This window comes from Streptomyces sp. NPDC048612 (assembly GCF_043199295.1).
Classification (GTDB): Bacteria; Actinomycetota; Actinomycetes; order Streptomycetales; family Streptomycetaceae; genus Streptomyces.
In genome coordinates, this window is the sequence record NZ_JBICVV010000006.1 from 304,161 (window position 1) to 324,041 (window position 19,881).

18 protein-coding genes are annotated in these 19,881 nt (G+C 72.9%); 8 read left to right on the plus strand and 10 right to left on the minus strand.

Annotated features, from left to right (window positions below; genetic code table 11):
- Window positions 1-264: 264 nt before the first annotated feature.
- The 4 genes from ACGFN2_RS13045 (at window position 265) to ACGFN2_RS13060 (ending at window position 4,444) form a co-directional block, all read left to right on the plus strand.
- Window positions 265-1,353 (plus strand): M4 family metallopeptidase, encoded by a 1,089-nt coding sequence (locus tag ACGFN2_RS13045; RefSeq protein WP_393359811.1) that lies wholly within the window; start codon window positions 265-267, stop codon window positions 1,351-1,353.
- A 110-nt stretch (window positions 1,354-1,463) separates the two neighbouring features.
- Window positions 1,464-1,730 (plus strand): protealysin inhibitor emfourin, encoded by a 267-nt coding sequence (locus ACGFN2_RS13050; protein ID WP_362612018.1) that lies wholly within the window; start codon window positions 1,464-1,466, stop codon window positions 1,728-1,730.
- A gap of 93 nt (window positions 1,731-1,823) precedes the next feature.
- Window positions 1,824-3,197: a GH1 family beta-glucosidase gene (locus ACGFN2_RS13055; protein ID WP_393359813.1), complete on the plus strand. Its 1,374-nt coding sequence runs from the start codon at window positions 1,824-1,826 to the stop codon at window positions 3,195-3,197.
- The gene (locus ACGFN2_RS13060) at window positions 3,194-4,444 is read left to right on the plus strand and encodes an MFS transporter (protein WP_393359815.1); all 1,251 of its coding nucleotides are present in this window, start codon (window positions 3,194-3,196) and stop codon (window positions 4,442-4,444) included. The genes ACGFN2_RS13055 and ACGFN2_RS13060 overlap by 4 nt, the downstream gene beginning before the upstream one ends.
- 48 nt (window positions 4,445-4,492) lie before the next feature.
- On the opposite strand, the gene ACGFN2_RS13065 is transcribed toward ACGFN2_RS13060, so the two are convergent.
- From ACGFN2_RS13065 to ACGFN2_RS13090, 6 genes are all read right to left on the minus strand, one after another.
- Entirely contained in the window at window positions 4,493-5,491 is a 999-nt protein-coding gene (locus ACGFN2_RS13065; RefSeq protein ID WP_393359817.1) for a GTPase Era, read from the minus strand.
- Window positions 5,492-5,620: 129 nt separating this feature from the next.
- A complete protein-coding gene (locus tag ACGFN2_RS13070) occupies window positions 5,621-5,998 on the minus strand; it encodes a cytidine deaminase (RefSeq protein WP_362612056.1) in 378 nt (125 codons plus the stop codon).
- A gap of 306 nt (window positions 5,999-6,304) precedes the next feature.
- On the minus strand, window positions 6,305-7,648 hold the full coding sequence (locus ACGFN2_RS13075; RefSeq protein ID WP_362612029.1) for a hemolysin family protein: 1,344 nt from the start codon (window positions 7,646-7,648) through the stop codon (window positions 6,305-6,307).
- 12 nt (window positions 7,649-7,660) lie between these two features.
- The gene (gene ybeY / locus ACGFN2_RS13080) at window positions 7,661-8,158 is read right to left on the minus strand and encodes an rRNA maturation RNase YbeY (protein ID WP_362612031.1); all 498 of its coding nucleotides are present in this window, start codon (window positions 8,156-8,158) and stop codon (window positions 7,661-7,663) included.
- 97 nt (window positions 8,159-8,255) lie between these two features.
- The gene (locus ACGFN2_RS13085; RefSeq protein WP_393359820.1) at window positions 8,256-9,260 is read right to left on the minus strand and encodes a PhoH family protein; all 1,005 of its coding nucleotides are present in this window, start codon (window positions 9,258-9,260) and stop codon (window positions 8,256-8,258) included.
- Between the two features lie 195 nt (window positions 9,261-9,455).
- Window positions 9,456-10,601 carry a carbohydrate kinase family protein gene (locus ACGFN2_RS13090; protein ID WP_393359822.1) on the minus strand — a complete coding sequence of 382 codons (1,146 nt, stop codon included), beginning with the start codon at window positions 10,599-10,601 and terminating at the stop codon, window positions 9,456-9,458.
- 66 nt (window positions 10,602-10,667) lie between these two features.
- On the opposite strand from ACGFN2_RS13090, the gene ACGFN2_RS13095 reads away from it, so the two are divergent.
- On the plus strand, window positions 10,668-12,008 hold the full coding sequence (locus tag ACGFN2_RS13095; protein ID WP_393359824.1) for a 6-phospho-beta-glucosidase: 1,341 nt from the start codon (window positions 10,668-10,670) through the stop codon (window positions 12,006-12,008).
- 144 nt (window positions 12,009-12,152) lie between these two features.
- On the opposite strand, the gene ACGFN2_RS13100 is transcribed toward ACGFN2_RS13095, so the two are convergent.
- Together ACGFN2_RS13100 and ACGFN2_RS13105 are read right to left on the minus strand one after the other, a co-directional pair.
- Window positions 12,153-12,782 (minus strand): MBL fold metallo-hydrolase, encoded by a 630-nt coding sequence (locus tag ACGFN2_RS13100; RefSeq protein WP_393359826.1) that lies wholly within the window; start codon window positions 12,780-12,782, stop codon window positions 12,153-12,155.
- A complete protein-coding gene (locus ACGFN2_RS13105; RefSeq protein ID WP_393359828.1) occupies window positions 12,782-13,867 on the minus strand; it encodes an S-(hydroxymethyl)mycothiol dehydrogenase in 1,086 nt (361 codons plus the stop codon). Before ACGFN2_RS13105 ends, ACGFN2_RS13100 begins: the two co-directional genes overlap by 1 nt.
- Before the next feature lie 314 nt (window positions 13,868-14,181).
- On the opposite strand from ACGFN2_RS13105, the gene ACGFN2_RS13110 reads away from it, so the two are divergent.
- A complete protein-coding gene (locus ACGFN2_RS13110; RefSeq protein WP_393359830.1) occupies window positions 14,182-14,997 on the plus strand; it encodes an HAD family acid phosphatase in 816 nt (271 codons plus the stop codon).
- A 60-nt stretch (window positions 14,998-15,057) separates the two neighbouring features.
- Here ACGFN2_RS13110 and ACGFN2_RS13115 read toward each other — a convergent pair whose 3' ends face one another.
- Together ACGFN2_RS13115 and ACGFN2_RS13120 are read right to left on the minus strand one after the other, a co-directional pair.
- Window positions 15,058-15,963, minus strand: coding sequence for a ribonuclease Z (locus ACGFN2_RS13115; protein ID WP_362612042.1), 906 nt, complete (start codon window positions 15,961-15,963; stop codon window positions 15,058-15,060).
- Between the two features lie 6 nt (window positions 15,964-15,969).
- The gene (locus ACGFN2_RS13120) at window positions 15,970-16,329 is read right to left on the minus strand and encodes a histidine triad nucleotide-binding protein (RefSeq protein WP_362612043.1); all 360 of its coding nucleotides are present in this window, start codon (window positions 16,327-16,329) and stop codon (window positions 15,970-15,972) included.
- A 246-nt stretch (window positions 16,330-16,575) separates the two neighbouring features.
- On the opposite strand from ACGFN2_RS13120, the gene ACGFN2_RS13125 reads away from it, so the two are divergent.
- Both ACGFN2_RS13125 and ACGFN2_RS13130 read left to right on the plus strand, forming a co-directional pair.
- On the plus strand, window positions 16,576-17,004 hold the full coding sequence (locus ACGFN2_RS13125) for an OsmC family protein (RefSeq protein ID WP_042155497.1): 429 nt from the start codon (window positions 16,576-16,578) through the stop codon (window positions 17,002-17,004).
- Between the two features lie 183 nt (window positions 17,005-17,187).
- Window positions 17,188-19,683 carry a hypothetical protein gene (locus tag ACGFN2_RS13130; RefSeq protein WP_393359833.1) on the plus strand — a complete coding sequence of 832 codons (2,496 nt, stop codon included), beginning with the start codon at window positions 17,188-17,190 and terminating at the stop codon, window positions 19,681-19,683.
- Window positions 19,684-19,881 lie beyond the last annotated feature (198 nt).

A 19,881-nucleotide genomic window follows, 5' to 3' on the forward strand; every position in this document is an offset into this window, starting at 1 on the left:
GCCGACGGGGCGACAGATCGCAGCACCGAACTCCGCGGGGAGGGGGTCGGCCTACGACTACAGGCCCTCGCCGCGGCAGCTAAGGAGAAGCAGCCCGAAACGCATGATGCACAGCACCCTAACCGAGGTACGCCCTGTCTGGCGGTCGCGTATCAGTATGCGGGACCGGACGGACGTTACGGCCTAAATGCGACCAACCACACTTTTACGGGAATCTTGGACGCGGGCAGTGACAGCCGCATTACACAGTGCCACCGTTTGTGCATGGACCTCAACGACGCGCAGTCAGATCCCGCCACCTGCCACACGCCCGTCTTCTGCACGATCATCCCGCCGCACATCCTCGACAACCTGGCCCAGTCGGACGACCCGGAGCGGCACGAGCCCGCCCGCCGCACCCTGGAGCACGACCACGTACGGCGCACCGAGCGCCGCGCGATCGCCGACCGCGGCGGCCTCACCCCGGGCGAGGCCGGCGCCGGGGCCGACAAGCCGAACCGCACGATCTACGACGCCCGCCACCGCGAGGACCTGCCCGGCAAGAAGGTGCGCAAGGAGTCCAACGGCCCCTCCAAGGACGCCTCCGTCAACCGCGCCCACGCCGGTCTGGGCGCCACCTTCGAGCTCTACCTCAAGGTCTACGGCCGCAAGTCCATCGACGGCGCGGGCCTGCCGCTCAACGCGACCGTCCACTACGGCCGGCGGTACGACAACGCCTTCTGGGACGGCGAGCGGATGGTCTTCGGCGACGGCGACAACGACCTCTTCAAGGACTTCACCATCCCCGTCGACGTGATCGGCCACGAGCTGACCCACGGCGTCACCCAGTACACCGCCAACCTCGACTACCAGGGCCAGTCCGGCGCCCTCAACGAGTCGGTCTCCGATGTCTTCGGCGTGCTGATCAAGCAGTACGCCCTCGGCCACACCGCCGACCGGGCCGACTGGCTGATCGGCGCCGACCTGCTCGGCCCGAACGTCACCGGCACCGCCCTGCGCTCGATGAAGGCCCCGGGCACCGCCTACGACGACGACGTCCTCGGCAAGGACCCGCAGCCCGCCGCCATGAAGGACTACGTGCAGACCACCGACGACAACGGCGGCGTGCACATCAACTCCGGCATCCCCAACCACGCCTTCTACCTGGCCGCCACCGCCATCGGCGGCAAGGCCTGGGAGCGCGCCGGGCAGATCTGGTACGACGTGCTGACCGGCGGCGAGCTCGGCAAGAACGCCACCTTCACCGACTTCGCCACGCTCACCGTCAAGGCGGCGCAGGCCCGCTACGGCGCCGGCGACGAGCACGAGGCGACGGTCAAGGCCTGGACCCAGGTCGGCGTCACCACGAAGTAGCGGCACCGCACCACGCGGGGCGGCGGGATTCGGCAGCGCCTTCCGCCCCGCGCACGATTACCGTGGCCCTACGGGGTAGGAGTCCGTCGAAGACGTCGGAGGAGTCCGTCATGCGCATTCACGTCCATCGCACCGGAGGCTTCGCGGGCGTCGACCGCCGCGCCGAGGTCGACACCTCGGGCCGCCCCGACGCCGACGACTGGCAGGACCTGGCCCGGCAGGCCGTCGCCACCGCCCGCACCGAACCCCCCGTGGGGGTCCCGGACGGCTTCAGCTACCAGATCACGGTCGACGGCCGCACGGTCTACTGCTCCGACCCGCGCCTCACCAAGGAACAGCGGTCACTGATCACGAAGGTGATGAAGGAAGGGGCGTAGCCGCCTCCGGAGATTCCGCGGGGCCGTCCGGGTCAACTCCCGGGCGGCCCCGCCCTCTTGACACCGTTACCGCCGGTTACAAAGATCCGGCGCATGACGACCGAACCGGTGCCCGCCCCGCTGCCCCGCTTCCCCCGCGACTTCGTGTGGGGGGTGTCCACGTCCGCCGCGCAGATCGAGGGGGCGGTGACGGACGGCGGGCGCGGGCGGTCCGTGTGGGACGTGTTCGCGGCGGAGGCCGGGCGGATCAAGGACGGGTCGGACGCGCGGGTGGCGACCGGCCACTACCACCGGTACCGCGAGGACGTGCGGCTGCTGGCGGAGCTGGGGGTCGGGGCGTACCGGTTCTCGGTGGCCTGGCCCCGGGTGGTGCCGGACGGCGCCGGGGCGGTCAGCGCGGCCGGGCTGGACTTCTACGACCGGCTGGTGGACGCGCTGCTGGCGGCGGGCGTCGCGCCGGTGCCGACGCTGTTCCACTGGGACACCCCGCAGGCCCTGGAGGACCGCGGCGGGTGGCTGGTCAGGGAGACCGCCGAGCGGTTCGCGGCGTACGCGGACGCGGTCGCGGAGCGGCTCGGGGACCGGGTGCGGCGCTGGATCACGCTCAACGAACCGGCCGAAGTGACCTTGCTGGGCTACGGGCTGGGGCAGCACGCCCCGGGGCGGCAGCTGCTGTTCGACGCGCTGCCGGCGGCACACCACCAGCTGCTGGGGCACGGCCTCGCCGTACAGGCGCTGCGGGCCCGCGGGGCGACGGACATCGGGATCGCCAACTCGCACGGGCCGACCTGGACGGCGAGCGCGTCGGAGGCGGACACCGCGGCGGCCGGCCTCTACGACCTGCTGCTCAACCGGCTGTTCGCCGAGCCGGTGCTGCTGGGGCGGTATCCGGACGAGGAGCTGGCGGCCCTGCTGCCGGGGCCGGTCACCGACGACCTGAAGGTGATCGGGCAGCCGCTGGACTGGTACGGGATCAACTACTACCAGCCGACGCTGGTGGGCGCCCCGGGGGCGGACGGTGCCGGGGCGACCGACTTCGGCGGCATCCGGCTGCCGCCCGAACTGCCCTTCGCGCCCCGGGAGATCGAGGGGTATCCGCGGACCGACTTCGGCTGGCCGGTGGTGCCGGAGGCGCTCACCGAACTGCTGCTGTCCTTCCAGGAGCGCTACGGCGACCGGCTGCCGCCCGTCGTGATCACCGAGAACGGGTGCTCCTACGAGGGCGTCGAGGACCGGGAGCGGATCGCGTTCCTGGACGGGCATCTGCGGGCGCTGCACACGGCCATGACGGCCGGGGTCGACGTGCGGGGCTACTTCGTGTGGTCATTGATGGACAACTTCGAATGGGCGGAGGGGTATGCCCGCCGGTTCGGGCTGGTGCACGTCGACTACACGACGCTGGAGCGGACGCCCAAGGCGTCGTTCCGCTGGCTGCGGGACGCCCTCCGGGCGCAGGCCCGGGAATGAGCCGCCCCACGGCCCCGGAGGCGCTCACGGAGCCGGCGGAGCGGGCCGGGCGCGGGTGGACCGCCGCGCTGTCGCTGGCCAACGGGGCGGTCTGGGCCGGGTGGTACGGGCCGCTGCAGATCCTGCTCGCCCTCCAGGCCGCGGCACTCGCACCGCCCGGCACCGCGAAGGAGTCGGTGCTGGCGTGGGTGACGGGCGCGGGCGCGGTCGTCTCGATGGTGGCGAACCCGCTGTTCGGGGCGCTGTCGGACCGTACTGCCTCGCGGTTCGGGCGGCGCGCCCCCTGGGTCCTCGCGGGCGTCCTGGGCGGGGCCGGGGCCCTGGTGCTGCTGGCCGGGGCGGACACGGTGCCGCAGATGGCGCTGGGGTGGTGTCTGGTGCAGCTCACCCTTAACGCGGCGTTCGCCGCGGTCACCGCGGCCGTGCCGGACCGGGTGCCGCAGCGGCAGCGCGGGGCGGTGGGCGGCTGGGTGGGCGCCGCGCAGATCCTCGGGGTGGTGACCGGTACGGGGCTGGCGACGCTCGCGGGCGGGGTGGTCGCCGGGTATCTCGCCTGTGCCGGTTTCGCGGTGCTGGGCACCCTCCCGTACGTGCTGCTGCACCGGGACCCGGTGCTGCCGGCCGAGCAGCGTCCGGCGGGCGGCGCACGGGCCCTGCTCGCCGGGTTCCTGATCAGCCCGCGCCGCCACCCCGATCTGGCGTGGGCCTGGCTGACCCGCTTCCTGATCAACCTCGGCAACGCGCTGGCCCTGCTGTACCTGCTCTACTACCTGCGGGACGTGCTGCACCGGCCGGACCCGGACGGCGGGGTGCTGGTGCTGACCGCCGTCAACGCGGTCACGCTGCTCGGCACCGTCGTCGTCGGCGGCCTCTGGTCGGACCGGGTGGGGCGCCGGAAGCCGTTCGTGCTGTGGGCGGGGGTGCTGATGACGGTGGCGACCGTGCTGCTGGCCGGGTGGCAGACCTGGCCGGGCGCACTGTGCGCCGCGGCGCTGCTCGGGGTCGGCTTCGGTGTCTTCACCTCCGTCGACTTCGCGCTGATGACGGAGGTACTGCCGGCCGCCGCCGACCGCGGCAAGGACCTGGGCGTCATCAACGTCGCCAACGCCCTGCCGCAGGTGGCCGCCCCGGTACTGGCCGCCCCGATCGTGCAGCACCTCGGCGGCTACCGGGTGCTGTACGGCGTCGCGGCGGCCGTCGGGCTGCTGGGGGCGCTGCTGGTGCGCCGGATCAGGGGGGTGGCGTGAGGCCCGCGGGGCGGCCCGGCCCGGACCCGTCGCGGCGCCCGGGGCGGGTCAGAAGCCCAGCTTGCGGAGCTGCTTCGGGTCGCGCTGCCAGTCCTTGGCGACCTTGACGTGCAGGTCCAGGAAGACGGGGGTGCCCAGCAGCGCCTCGATGTGCTTGCGGGACTTCATGCCGACCTCCTTCAGGCGCTGGCCCTTGGGGCCGATGATGATGCCCTTCTGGCTGGGGCGCTCGATGTAGACATTGGCGTGGATGTCCAGGAGCGGCTTGTCGGCGGGGCGGTCCTGGCGCGGCAGCATCTCCTCGACGACCACGGCGATGGAGTGCGGCAGCTCGTCGCGGACGCCCTCCAGCGCGGCCTCGCGGATCAGCTCGGCGACCATGACCTGCTCGGGCTCGTCGGTGAGGTCGCCCTCGGGGTACAGCGGCGGGCTCTCGGGGAGCATCGGCACCAGCAGGTCCGCGAGCAGCGACACCTGGCCGGCCCCTCGCCCGCCACCGCCCTGGTCCGAGGTGCTGCGCCCCGCCCCTTCCGATGCGACCGCCGAGACCGGAATGATCTCGGCCCACTCGATGCCCAGCTCCTTGCCGAGCTGGTCGATGGCGATCAGCTGGGCGGCCAGCGCCTTGTTGTCGACCAGGTCGGTCTTGGTGACGATGGCGACCTTGGGGGTCTTCTTGATCTCGGCCAGCTCACCGGCGATGTAGCGGTCACCGGGGCCGATCTTCTGGTCGGCGGGCAGGCAGAAGCCGATCACATCGACCTCGGACCAGGTGGTGCGGACCACGTCGTTCAGCCGCTCGCCCAGCAGCGTGCGGGGCTTGTGCAGGCCAGGAGTGTCCACGAGGACCAGCTGGGCCTCGGGGCGGTGCACGATGCCGCGGACCGTGTGACGGGTGGTCTGCGGGCGGTTGGAGGTGATGGCGACCTTCGTGCCGACGAGCGCGTTCGTCAGGGTCGACTTGCCCGCGTTGGGACGGCCGACGAAGCAGGCGAAGCCCGCGCGGTGCGCGGCGGAGGACTCGGTACGAACGCTCATGGCGCCCATTCTCCCCGATCCCGGACGCGCCTCCGACCATCCCGCCCCGAAGACGGCCGGGGCCGGGCGGAGACCGTACGGGGCGGGCCCGCCGGTCTCGGCGGGCCCGCCCCGTACGCCGTGGTCCGGTGTCCCGGCTCAGGCCGGTGCGCCGCCCGCCGGGACGGTGCTGCGCAGGGTGCCGTCGAGGCCGGCGAGCAGCACCGGTGTCCCGGGGCCGCCGAGGTCGCGTACGGCCGCGCGGTCGGCGTCGGTGGCGTGCTCGGCGTCGGTGACGACGGCCGCGGCCTCCAGGGACGTGGCCCCGCTCGCCACGGCCATGGCGACGGCCGTCTGCAACGCGCTGAGCTGCAGCGAGTCCAGGGCGACGGTGCCAGCGACATAGGTGCGGCCGGTCTCGTCGCGGACGGCGGCGCCCTCGGGCACGCCGTTACGGGCCCGCGCCGAACGCGCGAGCGTGATGATCTTGCGGTCTTCGGGGTCCAGCGGTGCGGCATCGCTCATACGGGCGAGCATATGCGGGGTGGCCACGAAGGGCGGCAAGGGGCGGCGGGCCGGACCGGCCGCCGCGGCCGGAGGAGAAAGGTGGTTGCCCCGGTCCCCCGTCGCCGGGGCAACCTGCGTTACAGGATTTCTCACGCAGTGGCCGCGTTCCCGCGGCCGCCTGAAGATCTTTCCACGGTGCCCGCCGCGGAATCCAGCTCCCCCGGATATGGCTTTCAGAACATTTCTGCTGCACTGGAGATAAGTAGCCGCCCGAAGTGCGGCAGCCGGAAATGTTCCCGGTATCGCCAGGAATTACGCAGCGAATTCCCCGGATGTTCAGCCGGCCGAGCGGCCGCCCGCCGAGGACTCCTCGGCGGCGCTCGCGCCCGCCGGGCGCACCGGCTCGCACAGCACCGTGATGATCTTGTTCCGGCGGCCGCCCGGTGACTCCGCGGTCAGCCGCAGCGCCTTCAGGCCCGGGTCGGAGGCGTCGTCGGAGAGATCTACTTCGGCGGTGGCCCCGGCGATCGGGACCCGGCCCAGGAGCTTGGCGAGCAGCCCGCCGACCGTCTCGACGTCCTCGTCGTCCAGCTCGGCGAGGCCGTACAGCTCACCGAGGTCGCCGATGTCCAGCCGGGAGGTGACGCGATAGCGGCCCTCGCCGAGCTCCTCGACGGGCGGCAGCTCACGGTCGTATTCATCGGTGATCTCGCCGACGATCTCTTCCAGGATGTCCTCGATCGTGACAATGCCGGCGGTGCCGCCGTATTCATCGATCACCACCGCCACATGATTGCGGTCCTGCTGCATTTCCCGCAGCAGATCACCGGCATTCTTGGTGTCGGGGACGAATACGGCGGGGCGCATGGCCGTGGAGACCAGCTCGGTCTCGGCGTCCCGGCTGATGTGCACCTTGCGGGCCAGGTCCTTGAGGTAGACCACGCCGACGATGTCGTCCTCGTTCTCGCCGGTCACCGGGATACGGGAGAAACCGGAGCGCAGGGCGAGGGTCAGCGCCTGGCGGATGGTCTTGAACCGCTCGACGGAGATCAGGTCCGTGCGCGGCACCATCACCTCGCGGACGAGGGTGTCGCCGAGCTGGAAGACGGAGTGCACCATCCGGCGCTCCTCGTCCTCGATCAGCGACTCCTTCTCCGCGAGGTCCACCAGGGAGCGCAGCTCGGCCTCGGAGGCGAAGGGGCCCTTGCGGAAGCCCTTGCCGGGGGTCAGCGCGTTGCCCAGGAGGATCAGCAGCTGCGGGATGGGTCCCATGATCCGGGCCAGCGGCAGCAGGACGTAGGCCGCCGCGGTGGCGGTGTTCAGCGGGTGCTGGCGGCCGATGGTGCGCGGCGAGACACCGACGGCGACATAGGAGACCAGCACCATCACGGCGATGGCGACGGTCAGCGCCTCCCAGGTCGCGTCGAAGGAGCGCAGACAGGCGTACGTCACCAGGACCCCGGCGGCCATCTCGCAGCCGACCCGCACCAGCAGGGCGACATTGAGGTAGCGGGTGGGGTCGGCGGCGACGGCGGCGAGCTTGGCGCTGCCGCGGCGGCCGGAGCGGACGGCTTCCTCGGCCCGGAAACTGGTCGTCCGGGCGAGACCGGCCTCCGCACAGGCGGCGAGCCAGGCGATCACGACGAGCAGGACCGCGACCGCGATCAGCTGAGTGGTCATCGGGCCGTCCCGTCAGGTCACGGTGGGGGCCGGGGAGGGGCCGGTCAGCCCCCGCTCCGTGCGCCAGCCGTCGATGATCGCCGCCTGCAGGCCGAACATCTCGGCCTTCTCGTCCGGCTCCTCGTGGTCGTAGCCGAGGAGGTGGAGCACCCCGTGGACGGTGAGCAGCTGCAGCTCCTCGTCCATGCTGTGCCCGGTCGGCGCCTCCTCGCCCTGCCTCTTGGCGACCTCGGGGCAGAGCACGATGTCACCGAGGAGGCCCTGCGGGGGCTCCTCGTCGTCCTTGGCCGGCGGGCGCAGCTCGTCCATCGGGAAGGACATGACATCGGTCGGTCCCGGCAGGTCCATCCACTGGATGTGCAGCTGCTCCATGGCCTCGGCGTCCACGACGATCACGGACAGCTCGGAGAGCGGGTGGATACGCATCCGGGCGACGGCGTAGCGGGCGACATCCAGGATGGCCTGCTCGTCGATCTCCGTGCCGGACTCGTTGTTGACGTCGATGGACATGAGGGAGGTGCTTCTCGCTTCTCGGGCCCGGCCCGATGGTTGCTGGGACCGCGGGGTCGTGCGCCGCCGGCCGGCCGGGTCGGCCGGCCGGCGGGGCTCACGCGCCGTTGCGGCTGTCGTACTTCTCGTAGGCGTCGACGATACGGCCGACGAGCTTGTGCCGGACCACGTCCTGGCTGGTGAGCAGGGAAAAATGCACGTCGTCGACGCCGTCCAGGATCTCCCGGACCTGGCGCAGACCGCTCTTCGTCCCGCCCGGGAGGTCGACCTGGGTGACGTCGCCGGTGATGACGATCTTCGATTCGAACCCGAGGCGGGTGAGGAACATCTTCATCTGCTCGGGGTTCGTGTTCTGCGCCTCGTCGAGGATGATGAAGGCGTCATTCAGGGTCCGGCCCCGCATGTACGCCAGCGGCGCGACCTCGATCGTCCCGGCGGCCATCAGGCGCGGGATGGAGTCGGGGTCGAGCATGTCGTGCAGCGCGTCGTAGAGCGGGCGCAGATAGGGGTCGATCTTCTCGTAGAGCGTGCCGGGCAGGAAGCCGAGCCGCTCACCGGCCTCGACGGCGGGGCGGGTCAGGATGATGCGGTTGACCTGCTTGGCCTGGAGCGCCTGGACGGCCTTGGCCATGGCGAGGTAGGTCTTGCCGGTGCCCGCCGGGCCGATGCCGAAGACCACGGTGTGCTCGTCGATGGCGTCGACGTAGCGCTTCTGGTTGAGGGTCTTGGGCCGGATCGTGCGGCCGCGGTTGGACAGGATGTTCTGGGTGAGCACCTCGGCGGGTGTCTCGCTCGCCGCGCCCTCGCCGTCCTCCGCCGCGCGCAGCATGGCGATGGACCGTTCCACTGCGTCCTCCGTCATCGGTTGTCCGGTGCGGAGCACCAGCATCATCTCGTCGAAGAGGCGCTGGACGAGGGCCACTTCCGCGGCGTCGCCGACCGCGCTGACTTCGTTGCCCCGGACGTGGATGTCGGTCGCCGGGAAGGCCTTTTCGATCACGCGCAGAAGGGAGTCACCGGAACCCAGGACCGTCACCATCGGGTGCTTGGCCGGGACGGTGAACTGGGCGCGCGCCTGCGGTTGCGTGGGTGTCTGAGTCATAAGGCGGCTCGGTGGCCTGCTCAACCCCCATCCTTTGCTAATAAGAGGTGCCTGCCTGCACTCGACTCCTTGGGATACAAGAGTACGACGGAGCACTGACAGGCCCGAGGGCTTTTCCTGCCGGGGGCGGGACGGCGGGGGCGCCCCCGGCTCCTGGGCGGCCGCGGCGGGCGGCCGGGCCGGGCCCGCGGCGGCTCAGGCCGGGCGGCGGAAGCCGATCGTGGGGACGGCGCGGGCCAGCGGCGCGGGGCGGTACGCCGCGGGCAGCACCTCGTCCAGGAAGGCGTACCGGCGGCGCAGCACGCCCGGGGCGCCCGCCTCGCAGGCCCGCACCTGCTGCCACCAGGCGGCGATCTCGGCCCAGCCCGGCGCGGACAGCGAGCCGCCGAACTCCTGCACGGACAGCGCGGCGCACAGCCCCGAGAACGCGAGCCGGTCGGCCAGCGGCCAGTCGGCCAGGGTGCCGGTGACGAATCCCGCGACGAAGACGTCGCCGGCGCCGGTCGGGTCCAGGGCGTCCACAGCGATGGCGGACACCTCGGCGCTCTCGCCGGTCCGTCCGTCCACCGCGTAGGCGCCCTCGGCACCCAGCGTGACCACCGCGAGCGGCACCCGGTCGGCGAGCTTGCGGGCCGCCGCGCGCGGGCAGTCCGTGCGGGTGTAGCGCATGGCCTCCTCGGCGTTCGGCAGGAACGCCTCGCAGTGCTCCAGGTCGGCGAGGTCGGCCGGGTCCCAGCGGCCGCTGTCGTCCCAGCCCACGTCCGCGAAGATGCGGCTGCCGCGGCCGGCAGCGCAGCCCAGCCAGCCCTCCTGGCGGCCCGGTACCAGGGAGGCGACGCAGGCGCGGGACGGCGGCGGGCAGCCGGGGGCGTGCTTGCCGTCGAAGGCGAAGTCGGGCGGGGGTGCCTCGTGGCCGTGGGAGACCATCGTGCGTTCGCCCTCGTAGGCCATGGAGACGGTGACCGGGGAGTGCCAGCCGGGGACGGTGCGGGAGAGCGCCAGGTCGATGCCCTCGCCCTCTTGGAGGGCCTCCCAGCAGTACTCGCCGTAGTGGTCGTCGCCGAAGGCCGCGGCGAGTGAGGTGCGCAGCCCGAGCCGGGCCAGCGCGGTGGCCATGTTGGCGACGCCGCCGGGGCTGGAGCCCATGCCGCGGGCCCAGGACTCGGTGCCGCGGACCGGCGCGGAGTCCAGGCCGGTGAAGATGATGTCCAGGAAGACCGTGCCGGTGAGGTAGACGTCGGTACGCGGGTCGCCGTCGGCGCGCACACCGGCCAGCGGGTCGAGGGCAGCCGGCACCACGGCCGGGCCCGCCTGCGGAGGGTGTTCGCGTCGGCTGCTCACCGTGCTCGCTCCTCTCGTATCGGCACGTGCCGCCAGTGTGCCTGATGCTGCGGTACGTTCCGCCCCATGAGGCTCACGATTCTGGGCGGGGGCGGTTTCCGGGTGCCGCTGGTCTACCGCGCCCTGCTGGACGACCCGGGGCGCGCCGTCTCCGAGGTGGTGCTGCACGACACCGATCCGCGCCGGGTGGGGGTGATCGCCGAGGTCCTGGCGCGGCTGGCCCAGGGACATCCGGCGCCGGTGCCGGTACGGGTCGCGGACGGTCTGGACGACGCGCTGGAGGGCGCCGGGTTCGTCTTCTCGGCGATCCGGGTGGGGGGCACGGCGGGCCGGGTACGCGACGAACGCATCCCGCTGTCGGAGGGCGTGCTCGGCCAGGAGACGGTCGGTGCGGGCGGTGTCCTCTACGGGCTGCGGACGATTCCGGTGGCGCTGCACATCGCGGAGCGGGTCGCGGCGCTCGCCCCGGAGGCCTGGGTCATCAACTTCACCAACCCGGCGGGCATGGTGACCGAGGCGATGTCCCAGGTGCTCGGCGACCGGGTCCTCGGGATCTGTGACTCGCCGGTGGGGCTGGTGCGCCGGGCGGCGCGGGCGGCCGGCGCGGACCCGGCGGCCGTCGGGGACCCGGAGCGGGCCGGGTTCGACTACGTGGGGCTCAACCACCTGGGCTGGCTGCGGTCGTTGACGGTGGACGGCAGGGACCTGCTGCCGGGGCTGCTCGCGGACGACGCGGCGCTGGCCTCGTTCGAGGAGGGCCGGCTGTTCGGCGGGGACTGGCTGCGGACCCTGGGCGCGCTCCCGAACGAGTATCTGCACTACTACTACTTCCGCCGGGAGACCCTCGACTCCGTACGGGACACCCGGGAGACCCGCGGCGAGTTCCTCGACCAGCAGCAGGGCGGCTTCTTCACGCGGGCCGCTGCGGCGGGCGGCCCGGACGCGGTGTACGCGCTGTGGGAGCGGACCCGGCTGGAGCGCGAGGAGACGTACATGGCGCACAGCCGGGAGGCGAGCGGCGGCTGGCAGCGCGACAGTCACGACCTGGAGGGCGGCGGCTACGACCGGGTGGCGCTGGCGTTGATGCACGGCATCCTGGGCGACAGCGGCACCCGGCTGATCCTGAACGTCCGCAACGGGACGACGGTGCCGCAGCTGGCGCCGGACGCGATCGTGGAGACGGTGTGCGAGGTGGGCGCGCGCGGCGCCCGGCCGCTGCCCTGTGCGCCGCTGCGCGAGGACCAGTTGGGGCTGATGCTGCAGGTCAAGGCGGTGGAGCGGGCGACGGTGGAGGCCGCACTCTTCAAGGACCGGGAGGCCGCGCTACGGGCCCTGGCCCTCCACCCCCTGGTGGACTCCCCCGCGGTGGCCGCCCGCATTCTGCAACGGGCGGCCGGGGAGGGGTGAGGAGGCACGGGGTGGCGTGCGGGCACGGAGCTGTGGGCCCCCGGGGAGGCGGGCTGCGCCTCCCTCCGGAATACCCTCCGCCCCCGCCGCGTTGTGGCCCGCAAGGGGCGCCCGCACCCCCTAAGGGCCGCGAGCGCCCACCCCTTAGTGGCCCCGCTTGATCCACTCCTCCAGGTGCGGGGCCTCCGTGCCGATCGTCGTCGGATCGCCGTGCCCGGTACGGACCCGGGTCTCCGGCGGCAAGGTCAGCAGCCGGTCGCGGATCGAGGCGACGATCGTCGGGAAGTCGGAGAAGGACCGGCCGGTGGCACCGGGACCGCCCTGGAAGAGGGTGTCTCCGGTGAAGACGGTGCCCAGGTCGGGCGCGTGGAGGCAGACCGCGCCGGGGGCGTGGCCGGGGGTGTGCAGCACGGTCAGGTCGGTTCCGGCGATGGTCAGCACCTGCCCGTCCGCCAGCTCCGCGTCCGGCGGGGTGTCCGGGTGGGTCATCTTCCACAACGGCAGGTCGGCGGGGTGCAGATGGATGCGGGCGCCGGTGCGGGAGGCGAGCGCCGGGGCGGCGTCGATGTGGTCGTTGTGGCCGTGGGTGCAGATGATCGCGCGCAGCGTCCGGCCGCCGAGGGCCGCGACGATGGCGTCGGCGTCGTGGGCGGCGTCGATGACGATCGCCTCGTCGTCGTCGCCGACGATCCACACGTTGTTGTCGACGTCCCAGGTGCCGCCGTCGAGGGAGAAGGCTCCTGAGGTGACCAGGTGGTCGACGCGGACCGCCATCAGAGCGTCACCACCGAACGCAGCACGTCGCCGGCGTGCATCCGCGTGAAGGCCTGTTCCACGTCCTCGATGCCGATGGTCTCGGTGACGAACGCGCCCAGGTCGATCCGGCCCTGGAGGTGGAGATCGACCAGCATCGGGAAGTCGCGGGAGGGCAGACAGTCGCCGTACCAGGACGACTTGAGGGCGCCGCCGCGGCCGAAGACGTCCAGGAGGGGGAGTTCCAGGGTCATGTCCGGGGTGGGGACGCCCACCAGGACGACTGTGCCGGCCAGGTCGCGGGCGTAGAACGCCTGCCGGTAGGTCTCCGGGCGGCCGACCGCGTCGATGACGACGTCCGCGCCGAAGCCGCCGGTCAGCTCGCGGACCGCCTCGACGGGGTCGGTGGAGCGGGAGTTGACCGTGTGGGTGGCGCCCATGGAGCGCGCGGTCTCCAGTTTGCGGTCGTCGATGTCCACCGCGATGATCTTGGACGCGCCGGCCAGCCGGGACCCCGTCACGGCCGCGTCGCCGACGCCGCCGCAGCCGATGACCGCGACCGTGTCGCCGCGGCCCACGTTGCCGGTGTTGAGGGCGGCGCCGATGCCCGCCATCACCCCGCAGCCCAGCAGGCCGGCCGCCGCGGGCGCGATCTCGGGGCTGACCTTGGTGCACTGTCCGGCGGCGACCAGTGTCTTGTCGGCGAAGGCGCCGATGCCCAGTGCCGGGCTCAGCTCGGTGCCGTCCTTGAGGGTCATCTTCTGCCGGGCGTTGTGGGTGTCGAAGCAGTACTGGGGGCGCCCGCGCAGACAGGCGCGGCACTGGCCGCACACCGCCCGCCAGTTGAGGACGACGAAGTCGCCGGGCGCCACATCGGTGACGCCGGAGCCGACCGACTCCACCACGCCGGCCGCCTCGTGCCCGAGCAGGAACGGGAAGTCGTCGTTGATGCCGCCCTGCTTGTAGTGCAGGTCGGTGTGGCACACCCCGCACGTCTGGATCTTCACCACGGCCTCGCCGGGACCCGGGTCCGGCACCAGGATGGTCTCCAGCCGGACCGGTTCGTTCTTCCCCGGCGCAATCACGCCGCGCACTTCCTGTGCCATCGGGACAGCCCCTTTCAAAGATCACTTACGGGACCACTGTGGCGCACCGCCACTGAGCCGTGCTCACCGTACGCGTGCCGGGCCACCGGGCACAGGACCACGGCCGGGTCCGTGATCTCCGGCCCGGGGCCGCCGCGCGCGGGCCCGTCCGCGGTGCCCGCCGCCGCGGGCCAACTCCGGGGAGCCGGTGGCTGCGGATCGGCCGCCCGCACCGCGGCGACCTTTTACCAAGGGTTGAATCTGCGCGCGTAGATACGGAGATGAGGCTCTGTTAGACCTACTGGTTCCGCCCCTGTCTCCCGGAGGTCCCGCGCATGCCCCGCCCCGCCCGTTTCCGCCCCGCCCTCTCCCGGAGGGCCCGCCTCGGCGCCACGACGGTCGCCGCCCTCGTCGCCGGCACCGCCGTCTTCGGCATCGGCCAGGCCACCGCCGAACACTCCGTGCCGCGCACCGACAAGGAGATCCCCAACCTCACGCAGGTGCAGGACAAGATCAAGGCGTACTACGGCGACACGGTGACGGCGGACGGCGAGCACTACGCCTCCCCCCGCAGCAACTACGCCCGCCAGGTCCGCGGCATCGAGGCCAAGGCCCGCGGCTACCTGTCCAAGACCCTTGCGGGGCACGGCCGGACGGGCGGCAAGGCCAAGCCGGCCATCGTCGTGGACATCGACGACACGAGCCTGCTCACCTACAACTACGAGCTGCAGGTCGGCTTCCACTTCACCGAGGAGAGCCAGGACAAGTACCTGGCCAGCACCGACATGGACCCGGTCTTCGGCATGGACCGGCTGGTCAACTGGGCCCACGACAAGGGCGCCGAGGTCTTCTTCCTCACCGGCCGCAAGGAGGCGCAGCGCGCCTGGAGCGTCCGCAACCTGAAGAACGTCGGTTACGGGGTGCCGCTGGACCGCGGGCACGTCTACCTGAAGGACAAGGAGCACCCGCCGGCCTACCTGCCCTGCGGCAAGACCTGCACGACCATCGAGTACAAGTCGGGCACCCGCAAGCACATCGAGTCCCAGGGCTACAACATCGTCGCCAACTTCGGGGACCAGTACAGCGATCTGCGCGGCGGCGCCGGGGACCGGACGTTCAAGATGCCCAACCCGATGTACTACCTGCCGTAGGCGGAGCCGCCCGCGCGCGCCGGGCCCCGGTCCGGCCGCGCGGGCCCGGCGCCGCGCCGGTCAGCGCCGTGGGGGCAGCGGCACCCGCGACAGGTCCTGGGCGATGGTCAGTTCGCCGGTGTAGCCCGCCGCGCGGGCCTGCCGCTCGAACTCAGCGGGGTCGGGGTAGCGCTGCGAGAAGTGCGTCAGCACCAGATGCCGCACCCCGGCCCGTGCGGCCACCTCAGCGGCCTGCCCGGCGGTCAGATGGCCGTGGTCCACGGCCAGCTGGACGTCCTCGTCCAGGAACGTCGACTCGATCACCAGCATGTCCACCCCCTCCGCGAGCGCGTGCACGCCCTCGCACAGCCGGGTGTCCATGACGAACGCGAACCGCTGGCCCCGCCGCACCTCGCTGACCTCGTCGAGGGTCACGCCGTTCAGCTCGCCGTTCCGTTTGAGCCGCCCGACGTCCGGCCCCGCGATGCCGTGCTCCGCCAGCCGCTCCGGCAGCATCCGGGTGGCGTCCGGCTCCACGAGGCGGTAGCCGTACGACTCGACGGGGTGCGAGAGCCGCCGTGCCTCCAGGACGTAGGACTCCGCGCGGTCCAGCTCGCCGTCGGCGGCGACCGGCCGCTCGACCAGCCGCACCGTCTCGCGGTAGGCGGTGGCGTGGCGCAGCCGGTCGAAGAAGTGCTGGCCGCTGGCCGGGTAGTGGGCGGTGACCGGATGCGGCACCCGGTCGAGGTTGATCCGCTGGATCACCCCCGCCAGGCCCAGAGAGTGGTCACCGTGGAAGTGCGTGACACAGATCCGGTTCAGGTCGTGGGCGGCGACCCCGGCGCGCAGCATCTGCCGCTGGGTTCCCTCGCCGGGGTCGAACAGCAGCCCCTGGCCGTCCCACCGCAGCAGATACCCGTTGTGGTTGCGGTGCCGGGTGGGGACCTGACTCGCGGTGCCGAGGACGACCAGTTCACGTACGGACACGAGCGGTTATCCGGGGGGCCACTGGAGGCCGCGGCCGCCGAGCACGTGCAGATGTGCGTGGAAGACGGTCTGGCCCGCGCCGGAGCCGGTGTTGAAGACGACGCGGTAGCCGCGGTCCTCCACCTTCTCCTCGGCGGCGACCTCCTGGGACTCCCGCAGTATGTCGGCGATGATCTGCGGCTCAGCGGCGGCGAGGGACGCGGCGTCCGGGTAGTGCACCTTGGGGATGATCAGGACGTGCGTCGGCGCCTGGGGGTTGATGTCGCGGAACGCGACGGTGGTCTCGGTCTCCCGGACGATGGTCGCCGGCACCTCCCTCGCCACGATCTTGCAGAACAGGCAGTCGGCCTGCGGTGCTCCCGCCACGTCGGCTCCTCCCGGTCATCCGCCGTCCACACGGTGCGTACGGCCTTCGGATGCTACCGGGCGGCACCCACGGGAGGTTGCAGCGGCCGGGGCGGGAGCACCGCCCGCCGCTCCCGCCGGGCCCGTCCCGCTCCCTGCGCGCACCGCCGGACGGCGGACGGCGGGCGGCGGCCGACGCGGCGTGGTCCCGGGGTCACTAAGCTGGCACGCGGAACCGCTTTCGCCCACAACCGGGAGATCTGCACCATGGCAACCACGCGCACCGCCAAGACCCACTGGGAAGGCAACCTCCTGGAGGGCAAGGGCACCGTCGCCCTGGAGTCCTCCAAGGTCGGTACCTACGACGTGAACTGGCCCGCCCGCGCGGAGCAGCCCAACGGCGTCACCAGCCCCGAGGAGCTGATCGCGGCGGCCCACTCCTCCTGCTACTCGATGGCCTTCTCGCACGGCCTGGCGGGCAAGGGCTACACCGTCGAGGCCCTGGACACCCAGGCCGATGTCACCTTCCAGCCCGGTGAGGGCATCACCGGCATCGCGCTGACCGTCAAGGCCCGCGTGCCCGGCCTGTCGGAGGAGGACTTCCAGGCGGCGGCCCAGGACGCCAAGGCCAACTGCCCGGTGAGCCAGGCGCTGGCGGGCGTCAAGAACATCACGCTGGCGGCCGAGCTGATCTGACGCGCGGGGGCCGGCCGGACCGGCTCTCCGTGTGGGAACGACGGTGCGCCGGGCGGCCCCTGAGGGGGCGTCCGGCGCACCGTCGCGTTGTCAGTGGGCCGTGCCACGATCTGTGTGTCGCGGAACGGCCAAGTGCCGGTCCGTGCACGGCCGCTCTCCCGCCCCGCGAAGGGACCTCCGCACGTGACCCACAGCTCCGCCGCCCCGCTCCGCCTGGCACTGCGGCTCGCCGCGCCGGACACCGCCGACGCCCTCGCCGAGCGGCAGCGTCCGGAGCTGCTGGCCATGCTGTCCGACCGGTTCGGGCTGCCGGAGGAGATCGTGGAGGCGGTGACCGGACCGGGCGGCGCGGCGCTGCGGGCCGCGCTGGACGCCGATCCCGAGGCGTTCCTGATACGGGCGGCGGGGAGCGGCGACCCGGTGGTCGCCCGCGCGGTGTGGAAGGCGTGGTACCGCTCCTCCCCGCAGCGGAACCGGCGCGCCAGGGACCTGCCGGATCTGCTGCCGGCGATTCTGGGTGCCGCCGACCCCGCGGACCCGCGCTGGGAAGCCGAGGACGGCCTCGTCCCGCTGCTCCAGAAGGAGGCCACCCCCGCTGAGCTGCTTCCCGCGCTGACCGGCCCGTTCCCCCAACTGGTCTCCTTCACCCTGGTCCGGCTGTCCCGGCTCCTCCCGCTGCCGGTCGCCGTCGACGCCTGCCTGGCCATGGTCCGCCTCGCGGGCGGCGCAGCGCTGGTGGCCTTCGCCGACGGGGTCGAGCAGGCCGCGGACTTCGACTTCGGGCGCCCGGAGCTGCTGGAGATGATGCGGGCGGCGGCGGCCGACGCCGACCCGGAGGCGTATCTGCGCGCGCGGCGCCCGGCCGGCGAGTGGACCGACCCCGCCTCGCTGCGGGCCCTGCTGAGGGTCCGTGACGGCGCCGGCGCGGTCGCGAAGCCCGCCGCCCTGGACTGGGAACTCGTCCGGCGCGAGCACGCCCGCCTACCCTTCGGGACCGGCCGGACGAGCCGCCGGCAGAGCGGCAACCACCTGTCGCAGTTCACCCAGTGGGAAGGCTGCCCCGACGACCTCGTCATGGAGTGTTTCCGCGCCGACCCGTGGGGCACTTCGTGGAGCGCCGCCGAGCTGCCCTTCGAGGCGCTGGTGGGGCCCGAGGCGGCGGCGGGCAAGGTGCCCTTCGACAAGACCCTGGGGCGCGGCATCCGTTCGGGCCGGCTGCCGGTGGACCGCGTGCTGGCGGAGGTGGGCCCGGCGACGGAGGTGCTGAACGCGCTGCCGTACGACCACGAGCCGACCCGCAAGTCCCTCGCCGGACTCCTCGAACGGCTCGGCACGGACCCGGTCAACTGGCTGACGCTGTACGCCCGGATGGGCCGGGCCCGGGGCAGCGTCGCCGAACTGGTCGAGGACGCCGCCTCACCCGGCTCCCGCAGGAAGCGCAGCACGAGCTGGCCCCGCCCCCTGGAGGCGGTGTTCCCGGCCACGGCCCCCGAGGCGTCCCGGGCCGGGTTCCTGGGCCTGTTCCAGTGCGCCTCGGAGGAGGCGCAGATCGCCGTCGTGCCGCACTTCGACCCGCGGGCCGTGCAGCACCTCCTGGTGTACGGCGACCCGGCGCCGGCCGTCCGGGACGCGGTGATCGCCGCGCACGGGGTACCGGCGCTGGCCGCGCAGGCCGCCACCTCCGCCCTCTCCCCCGAGAAGCTCACCCACCTCCTCGATCTCGACGAACCGCAGGTCGACGCCCAGCTGTTCTTCCACTGCCGGATCGACCGGGCGGAGCGGGAGCGGATGCTCGCCGGGCGGCTGCGCGGCGGCGGCACCCGCACCGTCCCCGAGGAGCTGCTGCACGTCCTGCGGGAGGCCAACCTCGGCCACTACCGCCACTGGCTCATCGCCGGCCTGGACTCCGGTGACCTGGGCGTGGCCCGGGTCGTCGTCGGGCGGCTGCGGCTGCGGATACCCGCGGCCCGGCTGCGGCTGCTGGTGGCCGTATGGGAGCGCGGCGGCCCGGACGCGGTGCGCGAGATCCTGGCGATGGACCGGCTCCCGGTCACCCTCCGCCGGCAGACCGAGAAGCTCCTCGGCCTCCCGGACGGCCTGGAGCGGCTGCGCGCCCGTCTGGCCGCCGAGGAGGACCCGGAGAAGCTGCTGGCGTTCCTCAGCAAGGCACCGGGCCATGACGGCAGCCAGCCGGACAAACTCGCCGGCGAGGGCGTCCCGTTGCCCTGGCCCGAGCTGATCGCTGCGCACCGCTCCGGCAGGCTTGCCACCGCTGCGGCCAGTGACCTCGCGGCGCTCGCGGACTGCCCACGCGAGCTGCTGGTGGCGCTGCTGTCGAGCATCCCGGAGCCCGGCCGTTCCCACCTCTCGTGGCCCCAGCGTGCCCTCCGGCGGGGCGCGCTCACCCCGGAGGACGTCCTGACCCATGCCGCCCCCGCACACCAGGGCCTGTCCCACCTCCTCCGCCTGCTCAACCCCTCGGACCGGCAGGCGAACCAGCAGGCCGTCCGGCAGGCGGACCGGCAGAAGCTGCGGACCCGGGCGGCCACACTGACCGCGGAGCACCTGGGCGACGACCCGGAGGCCTGGGCCGTCTGCCTCCAGCTGCTGCCGACCTTCGCCGGCACCCTCACGGAACTGTTCGCGACAGCCGCCGCGATAGTGCGCCCGCCGACCTGACCCCCCACAGGCAGCAGCCCCTTCCTCCACACCCCACAAGGCACAGCGGACCACCTACACAAAGCCCCACCGGCCTTCCACCACCCCTCAACGGGAGGGGACGGGCCGGAGCGGGTGGGGGGGGGGGGGGCGGCAACGGCGCCCCCCCCCCCCCCCCCCCCCCCCCGGGCCCGCCCCCCCCCCCCCCCCCCCCCCCCC

Excerpts from the sequence above, each read along its gene's own strand:
- ACGFN2_RS13045 (WP_393359811.1), top strand. The coding sequence starts at position 265 with ATGGACCTCAACGACGCGCAGTCAGATCCCGCCACCTGCCACACGCCC.
- ACGFN2_RS13050 (WP_362612018.1), top strand. The coding sequence starts at position 1,464 with ATGCGCATTCACGTCCATCGCACCGGAGGCTTCGCGGGCGTCGACCGC.
- ACGFN2_RS13055 (WP_393359813.1), top strand. The coding sequence starts at position 1,824 with ATGACGACCGAACCGGTGCCCGCCCCGCTGCCCCGCTTCCCCCGCGAC.
- ACGFN2_RS13060 (WP_393359815.1), top strand. The coding sequence starts at position 3,194 with ATGAGCCGCCCCACGGCCCCGGAGGCGCTCACGGAGCCGGCGGAGCGG.
- ACGFN2_RS13065 (WP_393359817.1), bottom strand. The coding sequence starts at position 5,491 with ATGGGCGCCATGAGCGTTCGTACCGAGTCCTCCGCCGCGCACCGCGCG.
- ACGFN2_RS13070 (WP_362612056.1), bottom strand. The coding sequence starts at position 5,998 with ATGCTCGCCCGTATGAGCGATGCCGCACCGCTGGACCCCGAAGACCGC.
- ACGFN2_RS13075 (WP_362612029.1), bottom strand. The coding sequence starts at position 7,648 with ATGACCACTCAGCTGATCGCGGTCGCGGTCCTGCTCGTCGTGATCGCC.
- ybeY (WP_362612031.1), bottom strand. The coding sequence starts at position 8,158 with ATGTCCATCGACGTCAACAACGAGTCCGGCACGGAGATCGACGAGCAG.
- ACGFN2_RS13085 (WP_393359820.1), bottom strand. The coding sequence starts at position 9,260 with ATGACTCAGACACCCACGCAACCGCAGGCGCGCGCCCAGTTCACCGTC.
- ACGFN2_RS13095 (WP_393359824.1), top strand. The coding sequence starts at position 10,668 with ATGAGGCTCACGATTCTGGGCGGGGGCGGTTTCCGGGTGCCGCTGGTC.
- ACGFN2_RS13100 (WP_393359826.1), bottom strand. The coding sequence starts at position 12,782 with ATGGCGGTCCGCGTCGACCACCTGGTCACCTCAGGAGCCTTCTCCCTC.
- ACGFN2_RS13105 (WP_393359828.1), bottom strand. The coding sequence starts at position 13,867 with ATGGCACAGGAAGTGCGCGGCGTGATTGCGCCGGGGAAGAACGAACCG.
- ACGFN2_RS13110 (WP_393359830.1), top strand. The coding sequence starts at position 14,182 with ATGCCCCGCCCCGCCCGTTTCCGCCCCGCCCTCTCCCGGAGGGCCCGC.
- ACGFN2_RS13125 (WP_042155497.1), top strand. The coding sequence starts at position 16,576 with ATGGCAACCACGCGCACCGCCAAGACCCACTGGGAAGGCAACCTCCTG.